Source organism: Rhodoferax antarcticus ANT.BR (assembly GCF_001938565.1).
GTDB classification, from domain to species: Bacteria; Pseudomonadota; Gammaproteobacteria; order Burkholderiales; family Burkholderiaceae_C; genus Rhodoferax; species Rhodoferax antarcticus.
Genome location: NZ_MSYM01000013.1, coordinates 598,459 through 619,596 on the forward strand (window position 1 = coordinate 598,459; position 21,138 = coordinate 619,596).

Here is a 21,138-nt window from a genome sequence, read left to right on the forward strand (position 1 = left end):
CAAAACGCCGTCCTGAACCTGGCGATGCGCTGGCGCACCTTGCTCGCAGCCTGCGTTGGCTGCCGACAAAAAAAGTAAGCCACTTGCAGTTCACCTGCAAGCGGCTGACTTTGATATCAAATATATAGCTGCTTACCCACGTACTATAAGGGCTTGCGTGCTATTTTCCTCAATTTTGAAAGTGCCTACCACGCGCTCTAGGTTTTCTGCCTGATCCTGCAGCGACTGGGCCGCAGCGGCGGCTTGTTCCACCAGCGCCGCGTTTTGCTGGGTGACCTGGTTCATCTGGTCGATGGACCCGCTCACCAGCGCAATGCCGCTGGACTGGCTGACGCTGGCCTGTGCAATCTCGCTCATGATGTCGGTGACGTGGCGAATGCTCTCCACAATGTCGTTCATGGTGATGCCGGCCTGCTGCACCAAGGTGCTACCGGCTTCCACCTTGGTCACCGAGTCACCAATCAGTGCCTTGATCTCCTGCGCGGCATCGGCCGAACGTTTGGCCAGGCTGCGCACTTCAGCGGCCACCACCGCGAAACCACGGCCCTGCTCACCCGCGCGGGCTGCTTCTACCGCGGCGTTCAGCGCCAGGATGTTGGTCTGGAAGGCAATACCGTCAATCACCGAGATGATGTCCACAATGCGTTTGCTGGAGGTGTTGATGGAGGCCATGGTGTCAATCACCCCCGAGACCACACTGCCTCCCTTGACGGCCACGTCAGACGCCGACTGCGCCAGCTCGTTGGCGCGCTGCGCATGGCTGGCGTTCTGGTTCACCGCAGCGGTCAAATCTGCCATCGAGGCCGCGGTCTTTTCCAGGGAGTGGGCTTGCAGCTCGGTGCGGTTAGACAGGTCCAGGTTGCCACTGGCAATGTCGCTGGAGGCGCTGTGAATGGTGTCGGTGCCTAGGCGCACTTCCTGAACAATCTTCACCAGGCTGGCGTTCATGTCTTTCAGGGCTTGCTCCAACTGGCCCATTTCGTTTTTGGCCCGCACCTCAATTTGCTGGGTCAAGTCACCCTGGGCAATGCTTCGCGCCACGCGCAAACAGTCTTCCAGCGGCCGGGTGACCACCTTGCGAATGAACGGGTAAATCAGCATCAACACCGGGATGCAAGTGATCAGCGCCGCCAGAATGGATTTGAGCCGCTGGTCCGCCAGACTGGCGTTGACCTTGTTCAGTGACACCTTCATGCTGACCACGCCCAGCACCGTTCCTTCGGGGGAGACATGGCAGGTGGTGCAGTCTTTGCCCAGGTAATTTTTGGAAGCCAGTGTCGGGCGCACCGCGCGCAGATACTCGCCTTGGGCATCGGACTGCACTTGCACAATGGCTTGGCCTGTGGTCATCACCTGCTGCTCCAACGCGTCCGGGTTGTGATCGTCCGTGGCATTGCCCGGCCCATACAGTTTGATGACAGCTTCACCGCGCAGTACCCGCACGTCGCGAATCGAGCCTAGCTGTTTGATTTGGTCCAGCAAAATCTCTCGCTGACCAATGGTGCCGGTGACCATCATGCCGGTCAGCCCGGCCATGGTGGCATCGTGCATGCTGGTGGAAAAATCGGTGGCCTGCTCCAGCGCAGCTTGTCGGGTCACATGACCCTGCCAGAAAATGACTCCGGTCCACACCACCACAAGGGCAGCTCCGATGGTGGCCAACAACTGAATCCATATTTTGTATTTCGGGGTATCCACGCGCGCTCCTGTTGCACTTCAGTACAAATATACCCCTGATTGCCCTGCCAGCGGCCAACATTCAGGGCAGTTGATTTTGACAAAAGGCAAACAAACAAGGCTTTTCTTCGGCGCTTGCTGCGGCGAAAACCATGCCATGTTGCCCCGCAGCCCAGCCCCTAAAATGAAACCAGTGCCCTGAACCCCGACCTGGCGCTGCGCCTGCCCCAAGCGGACCCGCAAATCTGTTTTTTGGTCGGCCGCTGCATGATTTTGGCAAAGTGCCTGAGCTGCAGTGGCTTAAACATTGTTGAAAGTTCCTCGTGTTTAAATCCGCAGAAATTGGCCACCGCCTGTCCAAAGAGGCCTACCGCGATGCCGTGCCCGGCCTGCGCGCCGCCTTGCTGGATGCGCAGGTCAGCTTGTTCGAGAAGCGCAAAACCCCGGTAGTGGTGTTGATCAGCGGGCAGGACGGCGCTGGCAAGGGCGAAACCATCAACATGCTCTATGAATGGATGGACCCGCGCTTTATCTCGACCTTGGCGTTTTCTGAGCCCAGTGACGAAGAGCGCGAGCGCCCACCCATGTGGCGCTACTGGCGCAGCCTGCCACCCAAGGGGCGCTTGGGCATTTTTGCCGGCTCATGGTATTCCGACCCGATTCGCGAGCGCATCCAGGGGGACATCTCTGTCAAAGAGCTTGATGCCCGTGCCGAACAGATCAACCGCTTTGAACAAATGCTGGTGGCTGAAGGTGCGCTGGTGCTCAAGTTCTGGTTCCATCTGAGCAAAGACGGCCAGAAGCAGCGCCTGAAAGCGCTCTCCAGCGACCCGCGCACCGCCTGGCGTGTCACGCAGTGGAACTGGGACCGCCTGAAAACCTACGACCAGTTGCAAGAGGTGGCCGGGCATTTGCTGCGCGTCACCAACACCGCCGCCGCCCCCTGGGTGGTGGTAGAAGGCACCGACGACCGCTACCGCTGCCTGGCAGTGGGCCAGGTGTTGCTGGCGGCCATCAGCCAGAAGATGACCGAGACCGAGCCGCCACGCGCCGCCGCAGCACCCATGCTGCGGGTGGACCTAGATGGGCGCAACGTCCTGACTGAGCTGGACCTGTCCCTGACCCTGGCCGACAAGCCTTACAAAGACGCGCTGGCGCGCTGGCAGGGACGGCTGTCTGAGCTGCTGCGCGACGAGCGTTTCAAACACCGGTCGCTGGTGTGCGCCTTTGAGGGGGTTGATGCCGCAGGCAAGGGCGGTGCCATTCGCCGCATTGCGGCGGCCATGGACGCACGCCAGTACCAGGTGACCCCGGTGGCTGCGCCCACCGACGAAGAAAAAGCCCAACCGCATTTGTGGCGCTTTTGGCGCAACCTGCCGCGCCACGGCCAGGTGGCTGTTTTTGACCGCACCTGGTATGGCCGGGTGCTGGTGGAGCGGGTCGAAGGCTTTTGTACCGAGCCCGACTGGCTGCGCGCTTACGGCGAAATCAACGACTTTGAGCATGAACTCATCGACGCTGGTGTGGTTGTGGTGAAGTTCTGGCTGCAGATCAGCCAGGAGGAACAGCTCAAGCGCTTTAAGGCGCGTGAGCAGGTGGCCTTCAAACGCTTCAAGATCACCCACGAGGACTGGCGCAACCGCGAGAAGTGGCACGACTACCAGCAAGCCATTTGCGACATGGTGGAGCGCACCAGCACCGGCGAGTCGCCCTGGACGCTGGTGCAGGCCAACGACAAAAACTTCGCGCGGGTGAAAATTTTGAGCACCCTGTGTCAGCGGCTGGAAGCAGCTTTGCAAGAAAAGTCTGCCCCGGCAAGCGCGCCGGACGACCCGGCGGGCAAAAAAGCTGCCGTGCAGCGTAAATCCGCCAAGCGCAAAACCTGATGGCTAACCCCGCCATGAGTGCAGCCCCAACTGCCAAACCCACCAAAATCCTGATCGTCGAAGACGAGATGATTGTTGCGCGCGACATTGCCCAGCAGGTTCAGTCGTTAGGCTACGAGGTGCTGGGCCCAACCTCTTTGGGCGAGGAAGCCATTGTCCTGGCAGGCATGTGGCACCCCGATCTGGTCCTGATGGACATTGGCCTGGCCGGCGAGGTGGACGGCATTGCCGCCGCCCTTACCATCCGCCAGAAATTTGGAATCCCGGTGGTTTTTCTGACGGCTTACGCCGCCGACGACATTCTGGAGCGAGCCAAGATCACCGAGCCGTTTGGCTACGTGCTCAAACCATTTTCCGAGCGGGAACTGCACACCGTGCTGGCCATTGCGCTTTACAAGAAGCAGGCCGAGGCTAAGCTGCTGACCACTACCCGGCAGCTGCAAGCCCTGTCACGCCGGGTGCTGGAAGCGCAGGAGCAAGAGCGCCGCCGCGTGGCCCTTGAGCTGCATGATGAACTGGGCCAGTCGCTCACCGCCATCAAGATCAACCTACAGTTGGGCGAACGCTTCAAGGACCAGGCACCGGCCGGTCTGTACCAGGAAAACATCCGCATCGTGGAAGACGCGCTGCGGCAGGTGCGCTCACTGGCCACCGCCCTGCGGCCGTCCATGCTCGATGACCTGGGACTGGCCCCGGCGCTGAAATGGATGGCTGAACAAAGTGCCAGCCGCAGCGGCTTTGAGGTGCAGTTTCACCACGAGCGCACGCTGGAGCGGCTGGCCCCCGAGATCGAAACCGCGTGTTTTCGCATCGTTCAGGAGGCGCTGACCAACATCACCCGCCACGCCCGTGCCAGCCAGGTCAGGATCAATCTGTACCGGGAGATGGATGAGATGGTGCTCACAGTCACCGACGACGGTCTGGGTTTTGATACCGCAGCCATGCGCGAGCGTGCCGTGACGGGTGCTAGCCTGGGCGTGCTGGGCATGCAGGAGCGTGCCACACTGGTGGGCGGCACGCTGGAGATCAGTTCCATGCCTCAACAGGGCAGTACCGTGACCTTGCGCTGCCCGTGGCGCACATAATGAAAGTGCCGATGAACCCGATGCGCGTATTACTTGCTGATGATCACACCCTGTTGCGCGCGGGCCTGCGCAAGTTGCTGGAATCCGTGCCCGGCCTGACCGTGGTGGGCGAAGCCGGAGATGGCCTGCAACTGCTGAAACTCGCTGAACAGCTGAAACCGCATCTGATTCTGATGGACATCTCCATGCCTGGCCTCAATGGGCTGGAAGCCACCGCGCGGCTGGTCAAGTCGATGCCCGGCATCCGGGTGATGATTTTGTCGATGCACCAAAACGCGGAGTACGTGCGACGCGCGCTGCGCCACGGCGCCGTCGCCTATTTGCTCAAGGATTCCGCCCCGATGGAGTTGGAGTTGGCCATCACCGCGGTGTTGCGGGGTGAAACCTATCTAAGTCCGGCGGTCTCCAAAGGCGTGCTGGACGACTATGTGCACCGCTTGCGTGAAGACGACCAGCCCAGCGAGCACCTGTCACCGCGCCAGCGTGAGGTGTTGCAACTCATTGCCGAGGGCCTGAGCACCAAGGACATTGCCCGCCGACTTGACCTGTCGGTCAAAACCGTGGAAACCCACCGAACGGGTCTGATGCGCCAGCTTGATGTGCATGAAGTCACCGGGCTGGTGCGCCACGCCCTGAAACTGGGCTTGGTGACGCTATAGGCTTTAGGCTACAGGCCGCTGGTACCTGGTAGCCAGCTTTCAGGTGTTTTCCGGGCCGGACTCAGGTGTTTCCCGTATATGGCTCAGGCAAGAGAAGACGTATCCTGTGGCATGCTTAAAACCTCAGGTTCATCCAACACTGGCGCCCAGCGGTCCAAGACAAAGAGCCCTGCGCGTATCCTTATCGTGGAAAACGAGGCGATTGTTCGGTACGACATTCGCCTGCAACTGGAAGCGCTTGGCTACCTTGTGGCGGGCGAAGCCTGTTCCGGGGAAGAGGCAGTGTTTCTCACTGGGCGGCTGCGGCCGGATTTGGTACTGGTGGACATTGGCCTGGGCCCGGGCATGGACGGCATTGCCGCCGCCCACGCCATTCGCGAACACCAGGCGCTGCCCGTGGTTTTTCTGACCGCCTACGCCGCTGACGACATTCTGGAGCGGGCCATGGTGGCCGAGCCCTACGGCTACATCCTGAAGCCTTTTTCAGAGCGCGAGCTGCACACCGTGCTGCAAATGGCGCTGTACAAACACCAAGTCGATGTGCGTGAGCATGAGCAGGCAGCGCGCAACCAGGTCATTCTCGACAACCTCAGCAGCGGTGTGATGACGATCAGCGCCAGAGGTGTGATTGAGTCATTCAGTATGGGTGCCAGCGCCATCTTTGGTTACAGCGCTGAGCAGGTGCTGGGTCAGAATGTGTCGATGCTGATGCCTGAGATCCAGCGCAGTCGCCACCACGGCTATCTGCAGCTAGACGACTCCCCCGAGCTGGAGCGGGTGGTGGGGCGCCAGCAAAATCTCGAAGGCGTGCGCCAGGACGGTACGCTGTTCCCATTGGGCATGAAGGTGTCGCGCCTCAACACTGAGGCGCAGACCCGCTACATCGTCATTCTGTCCGACCACAGCGAGCGCCTCCAGGCCGAGAAAAAAATTCAGAGCCTGTCGTTTTACGACGACCTCACCGGCCTGCCGAACCGCCGCTGCCTGTTGGAGCGGCTAAAAAAAGTCATCGCCTCGGCTTCGCGGTCTGAGCAGCACGGCGCGTTGATCTTTCTGGACATGGACCACTTCCGCCATGTCAACGAAATCATGGGGCCCGGCCATGGCGACGACATGTTGTGTGAGGTGGCGCTGCGCCTGACCGCCTGCGTGCGTGACAACGACACGGCAGCGCACTTGGGCGGTGATGAATTCATGGTCATGCTCGACAGTTTGGGCACTGACAGCCACAGTGCTGCCGCACATGCCGAAGCAGTGGCGCAAAAAATCCGCGACGCACTGTGCCAGCCGTACCACCTGCGCGGGCGCCAGCACAGCAGCTCCGCCAGCGTGGGCATTGTGGTGTTTGACAAAGACGCCGGCGAATTGAATGAGCTGCTGAAGATGACCGACGTCGCCATGTACCAGGCCAAAGCCGCCGGGCGCAATCAGGTCCGTTTTTACGACTCGGCCATGCAGGCCCAGGCGCTGGCGCGCACCGAGTTGTTGCGCGACATGCGCTGCGGTCTGGCCGCCGGGCAGTTTGTGCTCTATTACCAGGTGCAGGTAGACGCCCATGGCCGCACCCAGGGGGCTGAGGCGCTGGTGCGCTGGCAGCACCCGCAGCGCGGTCTGGTCATGCCGGGCGACTTTATTGCGGTGGCCGAGGAGTCGGGGCTGATCCTGGAGCTGGGGCATTGGGTGCTGCAGGCGGCTTGCCAGCAACTGCTGCGCTGGGCCACCAACCCGCAAACTGCGCACTGGACCATGGCGGTCAATGTCAGTGCGCTGCAGTTTTCCCGCGACGATTTTGTCGACAGCGTGGTGAGCGTTATCCGGCATAGCGGTGTAGATGGGCACAAACTCAAGCTGGAGCTGACCGAGAGCATGCTGATTGGTGACGTGCAGGACGCCATCGTCAAGATGAGCCAGCTCAAAAAACTCGGGGTGAGCTTTTCGCTGGACGACTTTGGTACTGGCTACTCCTCGCTGATCTATCTCAAGCGCCTGCCGATGGACCAGCTCAAGATTGACCAGTCTTTTGTGCGCGATCTGCTCAGCGACCCGGATGACGCGGTGATAGCGCAAGCCATCGTGGCGCTGGGCCACAATCTGGGCATGCAGGTGATTGCCGAAGGCGTTGAAACCCAGGGCCAGCACGACGCGCTGGCTGGCATGGGGTGTGACGCGTTTCAGGGTTACCTGTTTGGCCGCCCGGTACCGCACCCAGACCCTGGCAAGCCGTCTACCATTTAAATAACAAATTGGCCTCTAGCCCTTATTGAATAAGCGCTAGTAGCTATAGATAAATGAGTATTGCCAATCCCTTGTTTCAAGGCTTTTTGCTAACCGCTGTTGCCCTCACAGCGCTGCCAGCCAAAGCGGCCGCACAGGTTGCGGGCGGTGCGCAGACGCTGGATTACGCCTTTGTGATTCTGCTGGTCTTCACCTTGGCGCTGGCTGCACGGAGTTTGATGCTGCGCCAGCAGTTGGCTGAAAAAACCCGTGCGCTGGCGCACTCGCAAACGGCGCTGGCGCGTGCCCGCCTGACATCCGAGCGTGCGCTGGCCGAGCACGCCATGATGCTGCACTCGGACATGGTGGGCATTGCCCGCGTGGCAGACGGCAAGTTGTTGTGGGCCAATTCAGCGTTTGAGGCGATGTTTGGATATCGCCCGGGTGAGTGGGTGGGCGTGCCCACCAGCGTGCACTACCCCTGTGAGGCGAGCTACCAGGCGCTGACGAACGCCGCTGACCCGGTCATGGCAGCGGGCAAGGTGTTTCGCTCCCTGACCGAATTCAAACGCTGTGACGGTGCATCCATCTGGGTCGAACTCAGCGGTGCCATGCTGGACGCCAGCACGTCGGAGTCGATGTGGATTTTTCTTGACACCACCGAGCGCCAGCACGCTCAAGCGGTGCGGCAAGAAGCCGCGCAGCGCCTGCAAAAGCTCAGCAATCGGTTGCCCGGCGTTTTGTATCAATATTTGCTCAGGCCCGACGGTAGCGCCTGCCTGCCTTATGCCAGTGAGGCCGTCCGCCAGGTGCTGCGGGTCAACCCGGAAGATGTTAACGAAGATGCCACTGCTGTCCTGTCCCGCAACCACCCGGACGACGCGGCACAGTTTCTTGCCTCGATCCAGGCATCGGCGCGTGATTTGACCCCCTGGCAGCACGAATACCGCATGTTGTTTGACGACGGCAGTGTGCGCTGGCTGTATGGCAATTCGGTGCCCGAGCGGCTGGACGACGACTCGGTGCTGTGGCATGGTCTTGTCACCGACATCACCGAACGCAAAGCCGCTGACGACCGCTTGCGCCAGTTGTCACGCTCGGTGGAGCAGGCCCCGGTGTCGATCGTGACCACCGATCTGCAAGGCAACATCCTCTATGCCAACCCATCGTTCACCCGCAACACCGGCTACACGTTGGAGGAGGCCACGGGGCAAAACCCGCGCATCCTCAAATCGGGCCTGACACCGCCCGAGACCTATGCCGAGCTGTGGGGCACGGTCAGCACGGGAGGCGTCTGGCAGGGCGAACTGCATAACCGCAGAAAAGACGGCACCCTGTTCATCGAGCGTGCGGTGATTGCGCCGGTGCTGGACGCCGAAGGCCACATCAGCCATTACGTGGCGGTCAAGGAAGACATCACCCAGCGCAAGCAGGCCGACTTGGCGCTGCAAAACTCGCTGCGGGAGAAAGTGGCCTTACTCAACGAGGTGCATCACCGGGTCAAAAACAACCTGCAGGTCATCACCAGCCTGCTGCGCCTGGAGGTTGGCCGCAGTGCGCAGCCTGACACCCGTAGCGTGCTCAAAGACATGCAGAGCCGCATCTACGCCATGGCGCTGCTGCACGAGAGCCTGTACCGCTCGGGCACCTTTGCCTCAGTGGAGCTGGGGGCTTATCTCAAGCAACTGGCCACCCAGACCTTTCGCACCCAATCCGGGCTGGGCGGCGATGTGCGGCTGCTACTGGAGATGTCTGCCGTCAACGTCGGCATGGACCAGGCCGCACCCTGCGGGCTGCTGGTCAACGAACTGCTGTCCAACTGCCTGAAGCATGGATTTCCCGAACAGCGCTCGGGCCAAGTGGTGGTCAGCCTGCAGCCCAGCGGCCGTACTGGCTGGTGGCAGCTGTCGGTGCGCGACACCGGCGTGGGCCTGCCTGGCGACTTTGAGGCCCGGCGCACCCAGTCACTTGGCTTGCAGCTGGCGTCTGACCTGGCGCGCCAGATTGGCGGCCAGCTCAATGTGGGCCCGGGGCCGGGTGCCACGTTCTCGGTGGTGTTTCATCTTCAGGTGTTTCCCCTGCCGGATTAGGGTGTTGGCCTGATACCGCCTGCGCGGCGCTGTGCCTAAAGTACAGCCTATGGTTACCTTACTGGCTCTTTCTGTTCATCTAACCACTCCCGTAGGCGACACGTCTTGTGGGAGTCGATCATGACGTTGCATGTCATGCTGGTGGATGACAACCTGACGTTTTTGGCATCTGTCAAAAAAACCCTCGGCTTGGTCGCCAACACCGAGGTGGTGGCAGAAGCCCATAACGGCGAGCAGGCCCTGGCAATCGCTCAAGCCCTGCAGCCCGACCTGATGTTGCTGGACATCGTCATGCCCGGCATGAGCGGCCTGGAGGTTGCCCGCACCATGCAGAGCTGGCCACACTCGCCACGCGTGCTGTTCTTGTCGATGCATGACAACGAGTCCTATCGCACTGCGGCACAAGAGCTGGGTGCCCTGGGTCTGGTGGGCAAGGCCAATTTTGTCGCACAGCTGCTACCCATCATTTCGCAACTGGCGCAGCCTGTCTCCGGGGCGTCTGTATGAAGCTGCGCATGCCGGAAGACCTTGGCAAGTATTACCCGGTGGCGCTGGGCGGGGTGGCCATGCTGGCCGTTGTGGGGGTCGGGAAGGGCGCACTGCTGGCTGACGCCCTGGGGCTGGTACTGCTGGCGCTGGGTGCTGTGGTGGCCTGGCTGATGGCGCGGCGCGACGCGGCGCAGCGCCAGGCCGTTGACGAGTTTCTGGCCGATCAAGCCCACTTTGTGGTGCAAGTGGTGCCGGTCTGGAACGGCCACATTGAGTCTTCTCGCGAGCAGATGGAAGTGGCTGTCAACGCCTTGTCAGAGCGCTTCGGCGGCATTGTTGACAAACTCGACGTGGCTCTGCGCACCGCCACGCAGGAAACCGACAGCATGGACAGCGGCGGCATGTTGGCGCTGTTTCAGCGAAGCCAGCAGGAATTGAGTGCACTGGTCAACGTTCAGCAGGCCTCCATGGGCACTATGGAGAACATGCTGACCCAGGTGCAAGGGCTAAACCGCTTTGTGGTGGAGCTGCATGAGATGGCCTCTGATGTGGCGCGCATTGCGCAGCAAACCAATCTGCTGGCACTGAATGCCGCCATTGAAGCCGCCCGTGCCGGTGACCTGGGGCGTGGCTTTGCGGTGGTGGCTAAGGAATTTCGCATGTTGTCCAACCAGTCCGGTGAAACTGGCCGCAAGATCGCCGAAAAGGTCAAAATCATCAGCGCCGCCATTGTGGAAACCTGCACTGTGGTGCGCGAATCGGTGGTGGCAGAAGACAACTCACTTGAAGCCGCCCAGGTCACCATTGACCGGGTGGTGACTGACTTCAAGGGCATCACCGAAGCGTTTCAGCGCTCCCGCGATCTGCTGCAGGGTGAAAGCATGAGCATTCAGGCCGAGGTGAATGAGGCGCTGGTGCAGATGCAGTTTCAGGACCGCGTCAGCCAGATCCTCACCCAGGTCATCAAAAACATCGAACGCCTGCCTGTGGCGCTGCAAGACCAGCAACAAGTCTATGCCCAGACTGGTGTCCTGCAGGCGCATGATCCGCAAGACATGCTTGCCGAGATGAAAAAGACCTATGTGATGGCAGACCAGCACGTCATTCACGCAGGTGGCAAGGTGGCGCTAAACAGCGCCGACGACATCAGTTTTTTCTAGGGGTTAAGACATGGCAAAGACCATCATGATTGTTGACGACTCCGCCTCCATGCGGCGGGTGGTGGGCATTGCGCTCAAGGGGGCGGGTTACGAGGTGCTCGAAGGCGTCGACGGGCGCGACGCGCTGAACAAGCTCACCGGCCAGAAGGTTCACCTGATCATCAGCGACGTGAACATGCCCGTGATGGACGGCATCACCTTTCTGAAAAACGTCAAGCAGATGCCGGCTTACAAATTCACCCCGGTGATCATGCTGACCACTGAATCCGATGAGTCCAAAAAGCGCGAAGGCCAGTCGGCTGGTGCGCGTGCCTGGGTGGTCAAACCCTTCCAGCCAGAGCGCCTGGTGGACGCTGTTCAAAGGCTGTGCCTGCCATGAGTACCAAAAATGTTTTGCGCATCGAAGGCGAGCTGACCATCTTTCGGGCGATGGAGCTCAAGCCGATCATCCTGGCTGTGCCACCGGTGACCGAGATTGACCTGTCAGGCGTGACTGATCTGGATACGGCCGGGGTGCAATTGCTGATGCTGGCCAAGAAGACCGCACTGGCCCAGGGGCGTGACCTGACACTCATCGGCCACAGCCCGGCGGTAATTGAGGTGTTTGAGTTGCTGAATGTGGTGGCCTATTTTGGCGACCATCTGGTGATGGACTCACGCAGCCCGGCGGGCGCCTCAAGGAGCTGACATGGACATGGATGACGCACTGCAGATGTTCATCGTCGAGAGCCGCGAGCTGCTCGAAGACATGGAGACCGCCCTGCTGGCCGTGGAAGGCGCTGATGAAAAGACCGAACTGGTCAACGCCATCTTTCGCGCAGCCCACACCATCAAGGGCTCCGGCGGCCTGTTCAGCCTGGACCATGTGGTGTCATTTACCCATGTGGTTGAAAGCGTGCTCGACAAGGTGCGCGCCGGCAAGATGGAATTGTCCGAGCCGCTGGTGGCCTTGCTGCTGTCATGCAGTGACCATATTGGCGCGTTGATCAACGGCGTGGCTGCTGGTCAGTTGTCTGGCACTGCCGAACAAAAAGCTCAGGGTGACCCGCTGCAGGCGCAACTAGGCCAGTTTCTGGAAGCCGTTGCCACAGAGACTAGGGCCGCTGACGCACCAAGGCAAGCCGACACCACCCGCACCGTGCCCACGGCAGACACCGAGCGGGTTCAGCGCATTGGCGCTGGCGCCGTCAATGCAGACCACTGGCATATTTCAGTGCGCTTTGGGCCTGATGTGCTGCGCAACGGCATGGACCCGCTGTCTTTCATCCGTTACCTGGGCACCCTAGGTAAAGTAGTGGCCATTGAAACGGTGCCAGACGCCCTGCCAGACGCCCAACACATGGACCCTGAGCTGTGCTATGTGGGCTTTGAAATCGCATTTCAGGCCGCAGTGGACAAGGCCACGATCGAACAAGTGTTTGAATTTGTGCGCGACGACTGCCGACTGGTCATTCTGCCCCCGCACAGCCTGATCTCGGAATACGTCGGCCTGATCAACCTGCAGCAGGGTGAACCGGCGCGCCTGGGCGACATGCTGGTGCACTGCGGTACGCTCACACCACAAGAGCTGGATAGGGCGCTGAACGCGCAGTTGGATGCGCCAAGTAAGCCCATTGGAACCATTCTGGTGGAACAGGGCTCGGTACAACCCGAGGTGGTGGAAGCCGCGCTCACCAAGCAAAAACAGGTCAAGGAAGCCGGAGCCACAGAGAGCAAATCCATCCGCGTGGATGCCGACAAGCTCGACCAGCTGATCAATCTGGTGGGCGAGCTGATCATTGCCGGGGCCAGCGTGAACATGATTGCGCACCGCGCACGGGTGATTGAGCTGACCGAGGCCACCTCCAAGCTCGCCACGCTGGTAGAAGATGTGCGCGACAGTGCCCTGCAACTGCGCATGGTGCGTATTGGCGCCACCTTCAGCCGGTTTCAAAGGGTGGTGCACGACGTGTCGCGTGACCTGGACAAGAATATTGCGCTCGTCATTGACGGCGAAGAGACCGAACTGGACAAAACTGTCGTCGAAAAGATTGGCGACCCGCTGATGCACCTGGTGCGCAACTCGATGGACCACGGCATCGAGAGCGCCGAGGTGCGCGCCGACCGGGGCAAGCCCGCCCAGGGCACACTCAAACTCAACGCCTACCACGACTCCGGGGCCATCGTCATCACTGTCGAAGACGATGGCGGCGGTCTCAAACGCGACAAAATTCTTGCCAGGGCCATCGAACGTGGCCTGGTCGATGCCAACCACCACCTGACCGACGCCGAGGTCTATGCGCTGATCTTCGAGCCGGGTTTCTCCACCGCCGAGAAGGTTACCAACCTGTCGGGCCGGGGCGTCGGTCTGGATGTGGTCAAGCGCAACATCACCGCTTTGCGCGGCACCGTGGGCATCAACAGTGAAGAAGGCGTGGGCACCATCGTGACCGTGCGCTTGCCGCTCACCCTGGCCATCATCGACGGCTTTCTGGTGGGTGTCGGCAAGTCGGTGTATGCCATCCCGCTCGACACCATCGAGGAATGTGTGGCGTATTCGGCCGAACCAGGCCACGACTACACCAACCTGCGTGGCGAGGTGCTGCCTTTCATCCGGCTGCGTGAGCTGTTTGCCGTATCGGCTGCGCCAGCCAAAGCAGAAAACATCGTGGTGCTCAAGTACGCCGGGCAAAAGGCCGGTCTGGTGGTGGACAGCCTGCTGGGCGAGTTCCAGACGGTGATCAAGCCGCTGGGGCAGATGTTTGCCCAAAGCACATGCATCAGCGGCTCTACGATTTTGGGTAGTGGTGATGTGGCGTTGATTCTGGATGTGCCGTCACTGGTGCGACAGGCGACGGCACGCGGCGGTGCAGCAGCGTCTGGCGCAACTCGCCAATTAGAGATGCCATCATCATGAACACCTTGGCACGCAAGAAATTTGAATTCTGTTACTGGGCGGCGGAACCCCTGAGTCGAATGAACCATCCGCCACCGTCGGGACCGCCATCGTCGATGTGTTTCAAGGCTCTCTGGCTCTTTCATACAAGCTCTCAGTTTCATTTTTCAGGAGAATTTTCATGTTGAACAATCTCAAAATAGGCGTACGACTGGGGATTGGTTTTGCCATTAGCCTGATCATGCTGATCACCATTTCGGTGGTCAGCTACACACGGCTGGGGACGTTGAACGACAGTATCGGGACCATGACCAATGACCGGTTTCCCAAGACGGTGCAAGCTAATGACATCATTGATGCGATCAATAACATCGCGCGGCAACTGCGCAACGCTTATATTTACTCAGGCGCAGAACAGCAAAAATCGCTGGAGGCCATTGGCCCCGAGCGAAAAGTCATTAGCGACAACCTGGAGTTGTTGGACAAGTCCGTCAAATCGGAGGCCGGCAAAGAGCTATTGAAGAAAATCGGTGTCGCGCGCACAGCCTATGTGGTTGACCAGGACAAGTTTTTGGAGCTGCTCAAGGCCGACAAGAAGGCGGAAATTGTCGCCCTCATGCAATCTGAGCTGCGCAAGTCACAAACTGACTACATGACTTCGATCAACGCATTGATCAAGTTCCAGGCCGATGCGATGACCAAGTCCGGCGAAGACGCCAATGCAATGGTCGCAGCCACCGAGCATCTGATTCTTATTCTGGGGGCCATTGCAACTGTGTTGACCGCCCTGTTTGGCTGGTTTATCACCCGCTCGATTACGGGCCCCACCAACAAAATGGTGGAAGGTGCCAACAAGATGGCCAAGGGCGATTTTGAGTTCAAGATCGACATCGACAGCAAAGATGAAACCGGCCAGTTGGCTACGGCAGTTCGCGCCACGCAGACGGCAGTACAAGCCATGATTGCCGATGCCAATATGCTGGCCCAAGCCGCAGTGGCCGGCAAGCTCGAAACACGGGCCGATGCCAGCAAGCACCAGGGCGACTTCCAGAAGATCGTGGCCGGTGTCAATGGCACCCTGGATGCCGTGATCGGCCCGCTGAATGTGACTGCCAAATATGTGGATGACATTTCCAAGGGTGTGATTCCACCGGTGATTACCGACAACTACAACGGCGACTTCAACCTGATCAAGAACAACCTGAATGCTGTGGTGAAGATGATGAGCGACCTGCTGGCGCAGACCGACATCATCATCAAAGGTGCTGCTGACGGCGAGTTGGATAAACGCGCCAACGCCGACATGTTTGTGGGAGGCTGGAACAAGCTGGTGGTGGGCGTGAACGAAACGGTGACCAATATCGTCAACCCGCTGAACGTGACCGCTGATTACGTGGACAAGATCGCCCAGGGCAATGTTCCCCCAGCCATCACCACGGTTTACAAGGGCCAGTACAACGTCATCAAGAACAACCTCAACGGGCTGATTGAAGCCACGGCGCAGCAAGCCAACGCCGCAGTGGCCATCTCCAGGGGCGATCTGACCACGGTGGTGAAGGTGCGTAGCGAGGGCGACGCGCTGGCCAAGGCGCTGATTGACGTGACCAAGGCGGTCAATAACCTGGTGGCAGATGCCAACCTGCTGTCCAAAGCCACGGTAGACGGCGACCTGACCGTGCGGGCCGATGCGAACCGGCATCAAGGCGACTTCCGCAAGGTGGTTGAGGGGCTGAATTCGGTGATGGTGGCGGTCAACACGCCGGTGGAAGAGCTGCGCAGCGTGCTGGGTGCCCTGCAAGGTGGTGACCTGACCCTGTCCATGAAGAAGAACTACGCCGGCACCTGGGACGAGCTGAAATCTGCCATGTCCAACATGCAGAAGAAGCTCGTCGAGGTGGTGACGGATGTGAACTCGGGTGCGCAAGCCCTGTCCAGCGCCTCTGAAGAAGTGAGCGCCACAGCACAGTCACTGAGTCAAGCGGCCAGCGAACAGGCTGCCGGGGTGGAAGAAACCTCTGCGTCCATCGAACAGATGACCAGCAGCATTGCGCAAAACACCGAAAACGCCAAGATCACCGACGGCATGGCCAGCAAGGCGGCCAAGGACGCAGAAGATGGCGGTGAAGCGGTCAACGCCACGGTCGAAGCCATGAAACAGATCGCCAAGAAGATCGGCATCATCGACGACATTGCCGCGCAAACCAACCTGCTGGCGCTTAACGCCGCGATTGAGGCTGCCCGCGCTGGCGAACACGGTAAGGGCTTTGCCGTGGTGGCCGCCGAGGTGCGCAAACTGGCAGAACGCAGCCAGGTGGCGGCGCAGGAGATCGGTGAAGTGGCCAGCTCCAGCGTGGGCCTGGCAGAAAAGGCTGGCAAACTGCTGGCCGAGATCGTGCCCAACATCCGCAAAACCAGCGACCTGGTGCAGGAGATCACGGCAGCCTCCACCGAGCAAAGCAGTGGCGTGGGCCAGATCAACTCGGCGGTGAGCCAGCTCAACACCACCACGCAGCAAAACGCCTCCAGCTCCGAAGAGCTGGCCGCTACCAGCGAGGAGATGAGCAGCCAGGCTGAGCAACTGCAGCAAACCATGTCGTTCTTCAAGCTCGACAGCTCAGCCATGAGCCGGGGTGTGCCGCATCCGGTGCGCAAGAGCAGTGCCAGCAGCAAGGCCGCCAGGCCAGCGGCGGCGCGCCCGGCCCAGAGCCGTGCCATGGCGGCCGGTGAAGACCTGGATGAATCCCAGTTCACCAAGTTTTAACAGGAGCCGACCATGAACGCATTGGTCAAATCTGACAAAAAAGGCTTGGGTCACCAAGTCAAGGCGCAGGCGGCCGTGGAAGAAAAGCAGTACCTGACCTTCATGCTGGGGGGTGAAATGTTCTCCATCAGTATTCTCAGCATCAAGGAAATCATCTGGTATGCCAATTTGACCGAGGTGCCGATGATGCCCGCGTGTATTCGCGGCGTGATCAACCTGCGCGGTGCGGTGGTGCCGGTGATGGACTTGTCCAACCGCTTTGGCAAGCCGTCCACCCCAGTGGTGAAGAGCACCTGCATCGTCATCATTGAGGTGCCCACAGCGGTCGAGGGCGAGCACCAAAACATGGGTGTGGTGGTGGACTCGGTGCAGGCGGTGCTGGAGATACCAACGTCTGAGATCGAACCCGCGCCCAGTTTTGGCGCCAAGATCCGCTCTGACTTCATTGAAGGCATTGCCAAGGTCAACGGCAAGTTTGTCATTTTGCTTAACGTCAACCGGGTGCTGTCCACTGAAGAAGTGAGCCAGATGGGGCAGGTGGCCGGTGTGGCAGACAGCCTATGAGTCACCCTGGTGTTTGACGAAACACTATTATATATATAGCTACCAGCGCTTTATTCATAAGGGCTAGAGGCTAAAAAAATCATAAAAATAGTCAAGGAGCGAGCGTGCAGACAGTTGCCATCACAGACACCGAGTTTGCCCAGTTTCAGCGTTTTATCTTCGAGGCGGCAGGCATCACCATGGCCGACGCCAAGAAGGCGTTGGTGACCGGGCGGCTGGGCAAACGGCTGGCCGCGCATGGGTTGGACAGTTTTGGCGCCTATTTCAAGGTACTGAAATCGGGCTTGCAGCCCGCTGAGGTACAGATGGCGGTGGATTTACTCACCACCAATGAAACTTATTTTTTTCGCGAGATCAAGCATTTTGAGTTTTTGCGCACCCAGGCTTTGAACGAGCGCAGCCGTGCGCAGCCGTTTCGCCTGTGGAGCGCGGCCAGTTCCAGCGGTGAAGAGGCCTACAGCATGGCGATGGTGCTGGCCGACTGCATGCAGACCACACCCTGGGAGATTTTGGGCACCGACATCAGCACCCGGGTGATTGATGGCGCGCGCCGGGCGCTTTATTCCATGGAGCGTGGCAGGCATATTCCGCCTGAGTATCTGAAGCGCTTTTGCCGCAAGGGCACCGGAGCCTACGAGGGACAGTTGCTGGTGGAGCGCAGCTTGCGCAGCAGGGTCAGCTTTCGCCATGTCAACCTGAACGCGGCGCTGCCCGAATTCGGCCAATTTGACATTGTGTTTTTGCGTAATGTGATGATTTACTTCAACACTGACACCAAACGGGACGTGGTGGCGCGCGTCATTTCCACCATCAAGCCGGGGGGCTATTTTTGCGTGGGTCATTCGGAAAGCCTCAACGACATCACCCAGTCAGTGAAGATGGTGGCACCAGCGATTTACCGCAAGGCCCTTTGACATGACCCGCCTGAAAGACCTGATGGACATCTTTCTGCAGCCCGGCGAGCTGTTTGTGGGCGATGCTGCGTTTCAGATTCGCACCATTCTGGGGTCGTGTGTGTCGATCACTTTGTGGCACCCGCAGGCCTGCGTCGGCGGCATGTCGCATTTTTTGCTACCGACCCGCACCGAGCCGGTGGCCGCGCAGGTGCTGGATGGTCGGTATGGTGATGAGGCCTTACGGTGGATGATGAAAGACCTGAAAGCTGCCGGTATCAACCCACGGCAATGCCAGGCCAAGATTTTTGGCGGTGGCAACATGTTTCCCGACCAAATGCGCGCAAGTGCCATCACCGTAGGTCAGCGCAACGGCGAAGCGGCGCGCCTCATGTTGCAAAACCAGGGTATCGAGGTGCTCAGCGAAAGCCTATTTGGTGTCGGCCACCGGCAAATCATTTTCAATGTCAGCAACGGCGATGTCTGGTCGCGCCAGATCAGACCGAGCCAGCTTGAAGTGGCCGCTGAAATAGCAGCCGAAAGGTGTTCATCATGAGTCGTATCAAGGTTTTAGTGGTGGATGACTCGGCTGTGGTGCGCCAGGTGGTCACCAGCCAATTGGCGCAAGACCCGGAGATTGAGGTCATTGGTGCGGTGGCCGACCCGATTCTGGCGATTGCCCGCATGAAGGTGCAGTGGCCCGACGTGATCGTGCTCGATATCGAGATGCCGCGCATGGACGGCATCACCTTCCTGAAAAAAGTCATGGCCGAGAAGCCGACACCGGTGGTGATTTGCTCCACGCTGGTGGAGGCGGGCGCGCAAACTTCAATGGCGGCGTTGGCCGCCGGGGCGGTGGCGATCATTGCCAAACCCAAGATGGGGCTCAAGCAGTTTCTGGAAGATGCCTCACAAGACATGGTGACCGCCGTCAAAGCGGCGGCCAAAGCCAATGTGAAAGCGCTGCATGTGTCTGCCAAAAACACCGCTGACGTGATCATGCCCGCTGCCGACAAACATTCAGCCATGATCCAGACCACCGAGCGGGTGGTGGCACTGGGCACTTCCACTGGTGGCACGCAGGCACTTGAAGTGGTGCTGACCAGCTTGCCACGCGTGACACCGGGCATCGTCATCGTGCAGCACATGCCCGAGAAATTTACCGCAGCCTTTGCTGAGCGCCTCAACGGCCTGTGCCAGATCGAGGTGAAAGAGGCGCAAAACAACGACCGCGTCATCAACAGCCGCGCATTGATTGCCCCCGGTGGCAAACACATGCTGCTGCGCCGCACGGGTGCCCAGTATTACGTGGAGGTGATGGACGGCCCGCTGGTGAACCGGCACCGGCCGTCGGTGGATGTTTTGTTCAGATCAGTGGCCAAATGCGCCGGGGCCAATGCGCTGGGCGTGATCATGACCGGCATGGGCGATGATGGTGCGGCAGGTTTGCTGGAGATGCGCAAGGCCGGTGCCCGCACCGTCGGGCAAGATGAGGCCAGCTGCGTGGTCTACGGCATGCCCAAGGAGGCAGTCAAGCGCGGTGGGGTGGAGAAAACTGTGCCGTTGACCGCGATTGGCAAAGAGATCATGCAGCAGCTCTCAGGCGTGATGGTCAGATAAGCCATTGTTTTGACTTAAACCACGGCCCCTTGTGCCAGGGCGGCTGATTTGGAGGCCGCCAGGGTGGCTGCGTCAGGCAGGGTCTGGGTGGGCCAGCCTTGCAGATGCTGCTGGGTGATCTCGCCTAGCGCCTCAATCCATTGCGGTTCGTCGTTGAGGCAGGGAATGTAGTGAAACGCCTGCCCACCGGCATGCAAAAAGGCTTCACGCGCTTCCATGTTGATTTCTTCCAGGGTTTCCAGACAGTCGCAAGTGAAGGCGGGGCACACCACATCGACGCGCCTCACACCTGCTTTGCCCATCTCAATCAGCGTCGGCTCGGTGTACGGCTCCAGCCACCTGGCACGACCCAGGCGGGACTGGAAGGTGACCTTGAATTGCGCTGCGCTCAAACCGAGTTTTTCCGCCAGCAGGCGGGCAGTTTTGAAACACTCGCAGTGGTACGGGTCGCCCAGGTGCAAGGTGCGCTCTGGCACGCCATGAAAGCTCATCACCAGCACATCCGGGTGACCGTGTTCTTGCCAATAATGCTGCACACGCGCGGCCAGCGCGCCAATGTAGCGGGAATCGTCGTGGTAATGGTTGACAAAGCGCAGTTCAGGAATGCTGCGCACCTGCCCGGCCCACTGGTACACCGCGTCCCACAGGCTGGCGGTGGTGGTGGCGGAGTACTGCGGATAGGCTGGCAAGATCAGCACGCGGGTGGCGCCTTCGGCCTTCAGGGCATCAAGCTGGCTGGGAATGGAGGTGCTACCGTAGCGCATGGCATAACGCACCACGACATCGTGTTGGTGCTTTGTCAGCCAGGCTTGCAGGCCGCGGGCCTGGTTGTCGGTCCAGACTTTCAGCGGGGAGCCCTCAAGCGACCAGATGCTGGCGTATTTGGCAGCTGACTGGGACGGGCGCAAGCGCAACACCACACCATGCAGCAGTACCAGCCAGATCAGGCGGGGAATTTCCACCACCCGCGGGTCACTCAAAAACTCGGCGAGAAAACGTTTGACATCTTTTGTGCTGGAGGTATCTGGCGTGCCTAGATTGCAATACAACACGCCGGTGCGAGGGACTTGCCCGTGGGCATAAGGGTGCTCTACAGCGTAAGGAGGGGAGAAAACAGGCATCCCCGTATTTTCGCCCACTGCGGCGGTTCCCGGTGCTTGTGACG

Annotated in this window: 17 protein-coding genes; 15 read left to right on the forward strand and 2 right to left on the reverse strand. The window is 59.9% G+C overall.

Going from position 1 to position 21,138, the window contains the following annotated elements:
• Window positions 1–132: 132 nt before the first annotated feature.
• On the reverse strand, window positions 133–1,698 hold the full coding sequence (locus BLL52_RS11615) for a methyl-accepting chemotaxis protein (RefSeq protein WP_075586797.1): 1,566 nt from the start codon (window positions 1,696–1,698) through the stop codon (window positions 133–135).
• Window positions 1,699–2,000: 302 nt separating this feature from the next.
• Here BLL52_RS11615 and pap point away from each other — a divergent pair, with 302 nt between their 5' ends.
• From pap to BLL52_RS11695, 15 genes are all read left to right on the forward strand, one after another.
• Window positions 2,001–3,563 carry a polyphosphate:AMP phosphotransferase gene (gene pap / locus BLL52_RS11625; protein WP_083633912.1) on the forward strand — a complete coding sequence of 521 codons (1,563 nt, stop codon included), beginning with the start codon at window positions 2,001–2,003 and terminating at the stop codon, window positions 3,561–3,563.
• Between the two features lie 14 nt (window positions 3,564–3,577).
• Entirely contained in the window at window positions 3,578–4,648 is a 1,071-nt protein-coding gene (locus BLL52_RS11630; protein ID WP_139313373.1) for a response regulator, read from the forward strand.
• Between the two features lie 20 nt (window positions 4,649–4,668).
• Window positions 4,669–5,307 carry a response regulator gene (locus BLL52_RS11635; protein ID WP_338065734.1) on the forward strand — a complete coding sequence of 213 codons (639 nt, stop codon included), beginning with the start codon at window positions 4,669–4,671 and terminating at the stop codon, window positions 5,305–5,307.
• A gap of 111 nt (window positions 5,308–5,418) precedes the next feature.
• The gene (locus BLL52_RS11640) at window positions 5,419–7,542 is read left to right on the forward strand and encodes a putative bifunctional diguanylate cyclase/phosphodiesterase (RefSeq protein ID WP_083633913.1); all 2,124 of its coding nucleotides are present in this window, start codon (window positions 5,419–5,421) and stop codon (window positions 7,540–7,542) included.
• A gap of 53 nt (window positions 7,543–7,595) precedes the next feature.
• Window positions 7,596–9,611, forward strand: coding sequence for a PAS domain S-box protein (locus tag BLL52_RS11645; protein ID WP_075586800.1), 2,016 nt, complete (start codon window positions 7,596–7,598; stop codon window positions 9,609–9,611).
• Window positions 9,612–9,731: 120 nt separating this feature from the next.
• Complete coding sequence (locus tag BLL52_RS11650) at window positions 9,732–10,118, forward strand: response regulator (RefSeq protein WP_139313374.1); 387 nt, start codon at window positions 9,732–9,734, stop codon at window positions 10,116–10,118.
• Window positions 10,115–11,260 (forward strand): methyl-accepting chemotaxis protein, encoded by a 1,146-nt coding sequence (locus tag BLL52_RS11655; RefSeq protein WP_241839134.1) that lies wholly within the window; start codon window positions 10,115–10,117, stop codon window positions 11,258–11,260. The genes BLL52_RS11650 and BLL52_RS11655 overlap by 4 nt, the downstream gene beginning before the upstream one ends.
• A 10-nt stretch (window positions 11,261–11,270) precedes the next feature.
• Window positions 11,271–11,639, forward strand: coding sequence for a response regulator (locus BLL52_RS11660; RefSeq protein WP_075586802.1), 369 nt, complete (start codon window positions 11,271–11,273; stop codon window positions 11,637–11,639).
• On the forward strand, window positions 11,636–11,947 hold the full coding sequence (locus BLL52_RS11665) for an STAS domain-containing protein (protein ID WP_075586803.1): 312 nt from the start codon (window positions 11,636–11,638) through the stop codon (window positions 11,945–11,947). Before BLL52_RS11660 ends, BLL52_RS11665 begins: the two co-directional genes overlap by 4 nt.
• Before the next feature lies 1 nt (window position 11,948).
• Window positions 11,949–14,156: a chemotaxis protein CheA gene (locus BLL52_RS11670; protein ID WP_075586804.1), complete on the forward strand. Its 2,208-nt coding sequence runs from the start codon at window positions 11,949–11,951 to the stop codon at window positions 14,154–14,156.
• Between the two features lie 160 nt (window positions 14,157–14,316).
• Window positions 14,317–16,896, forward strand: a complete 2,580-nt coding sequence (locus tag BLL52_RS21860) for a methyl-accepting chemotaxis protein (RefSeq protein WP_075586805.1) — start codon at window positions 14,317–14,319, stop codon at window positions 16,894–16,896.
• A 12-nt stretch (window positions 16,897–16,908) separates the two neighbouring features.
• Complete coding sequence (locus BLL52_RS11680; RefSeq protein ID WP_083633914.1) at window positions 16,909–17,460, forward strand: chemotaxis protein CheW; 552 nt, start codon at window positions 16,909–16,911, stop codon at window positions 17,458–17,460.
• A gap of 104 nt (window positions 17,461–17,564) precedes the next feature.
• The gene (locus tag BLL52_RS11685; RefSeq protein WP_075586806.1) at window positions 17,565–18,374 is read left to right on the forward strand and encodes a CheR family methyltransferase; all 810 of its coding nucleotides are present in this window, start codon (window positions 17,565–17,567) and stop codon (window positions 18,372–18,374) included.
• Window position 18,375: 1 nt separating this feature from the next.
• Window positions 18,376–18,909, forward strand: a complete 534-nt coding sequence (locus BLL52_RS11690) for a chemotaxis protein CheD (RefSeq protein ID WP_173861771.1) — start codon at window positions 18,376–18,378, stop codon at window positions 18,907–18,909.
• Window positions 18,906–19,973, forward strand: a complete 1,068-nt coding sequence (locus BLL52_RS11695; protein ID WP_075586807.1) for a protein-glutamate methylesterase/protein-glutamine glutaminase — start codon at window positions 18,906–18,908, stop codon at window positions 19,971–19,973. The genes BLL52_RS11690 and BLL52_RS11695 overlap by 4 nt, the downstream gene beginning before the upstream one ends.
• Before the next feature lie 14 nt (window positions 19,974–19,987).
• On the opposite strand, the gene hemH is transcribed toward BLL52_RS11695, so the two are convergent.
• Window positions 19,988–21,094, reverse strand: coding sequence for a ferrochelatase (gene hemH / locus BLL52_RS11700; RefSeq protein ID WP_075587227.1), 1,107 nt, complete (start codon window positions 21,092–21,094; stop codon window positions 19,988–19,990).
• Between the last annotated feature and the right edge of the window lie 44 nt (window positions 21,095–21,138).

Bases quoted from the DNA above. Each gene is read 5' to 3' on its own strand.
- BLL52_RS11630 (WP_139313373.1), top strand. From the start codon at position 3,578: ATGAGTGCAGCCCCAACTGCCAAACCCACCAAAATCCTGATCGTCGAA.
- BLL52_RS11635 (WP_338065734.1), top strand. From the start codon at position 4,669: ATGCGCGTATTACTTGCTGATGATCACACCCTGTTGCGCGCGGGCCTG.
- BLL52_RS11640 (WP_083633913.1), top strand. From the start codon at position 5,419: ATGCTTAAAACCTCAGGTTCATCCAACACTGGCGCCCAGCGGTCCAAG.
- BLL52_RS11645 (WP_075586800.1), top strand. From the start codon at position 7,596: ATGAGTATTGCCAATCCCTTGTTTCAAGGCTTTTTGCTAACCGCTGTT.
- BLL52_RS11650 (WP_139313374.1), top strand. From the start codon at position 9,732: ATGACGTTGCATGTCATGCTGGTGGATGACAACCTGACGTTTTTGGCA.
- BLL52_RS11655 (WP_241839134.1), top strand. From the start codon at position 10,115: ATGAAGCTGCGCATGCCGGAAGACCTTGGCAAGTATTACCCGGTGGCG.
- BLL52_RS11660 (WP_075586802.1), top strand. From the start codon at position 11,271: ATGGCAAAGACCATCATGATTGTTGACGACTCCGCCTCCATGCGGCGG.
- BLL52_RS11665 (WP_075586803.1), top strand. From the start codon at position 11,636: ATGAGTACCAAAAATGTTTTGCGCATCGAAGGCGAGCTGACCATCTTT.
- BLL52_RS11670 (WP_075586804.1), top strand. From the start codon at position 11,949: ATGGACATGGATGACGCACTGCAGATGTTCATCGTCGAGAGCCGCGAG.
- BLL52_RS21860 (WP_075586805.1), top strand. From the start codon at position 14,317: ATGTTGAACAATCTCAAAATAGGCGTACGACTGGGGATTGGTTTTGCC.
- BLL52_RS11680 (WP_083633914.1), top strand. From the start codon at position 16,909: ATGAACGCATTGGTCAAATCTGACAAAAAAGGCTTGGGTCACCAAGTC.
- BLL52_RS11690 (WP_173861771.1), top strand. From the start codon at position 18,376: ATGACCCGCCTGAAAGACCTGATGGACATCTTTCTGCAGCCCGGCGAG.
- BLL52_RS11695 (WP_075586807.1), top strand. From the start codon at position 18,906: ATGAGTCGTATCAAGGTTTTAGTGGTGGATGACTCGGCTGTGGTGCGC.
- hemH (WP_075587227.1), bottom strand. From the start codon at position 21,094: ATGCCTGTTTTCTCCCCTCCTTACGCTGTAGAGCACCCTTATGCCCAC.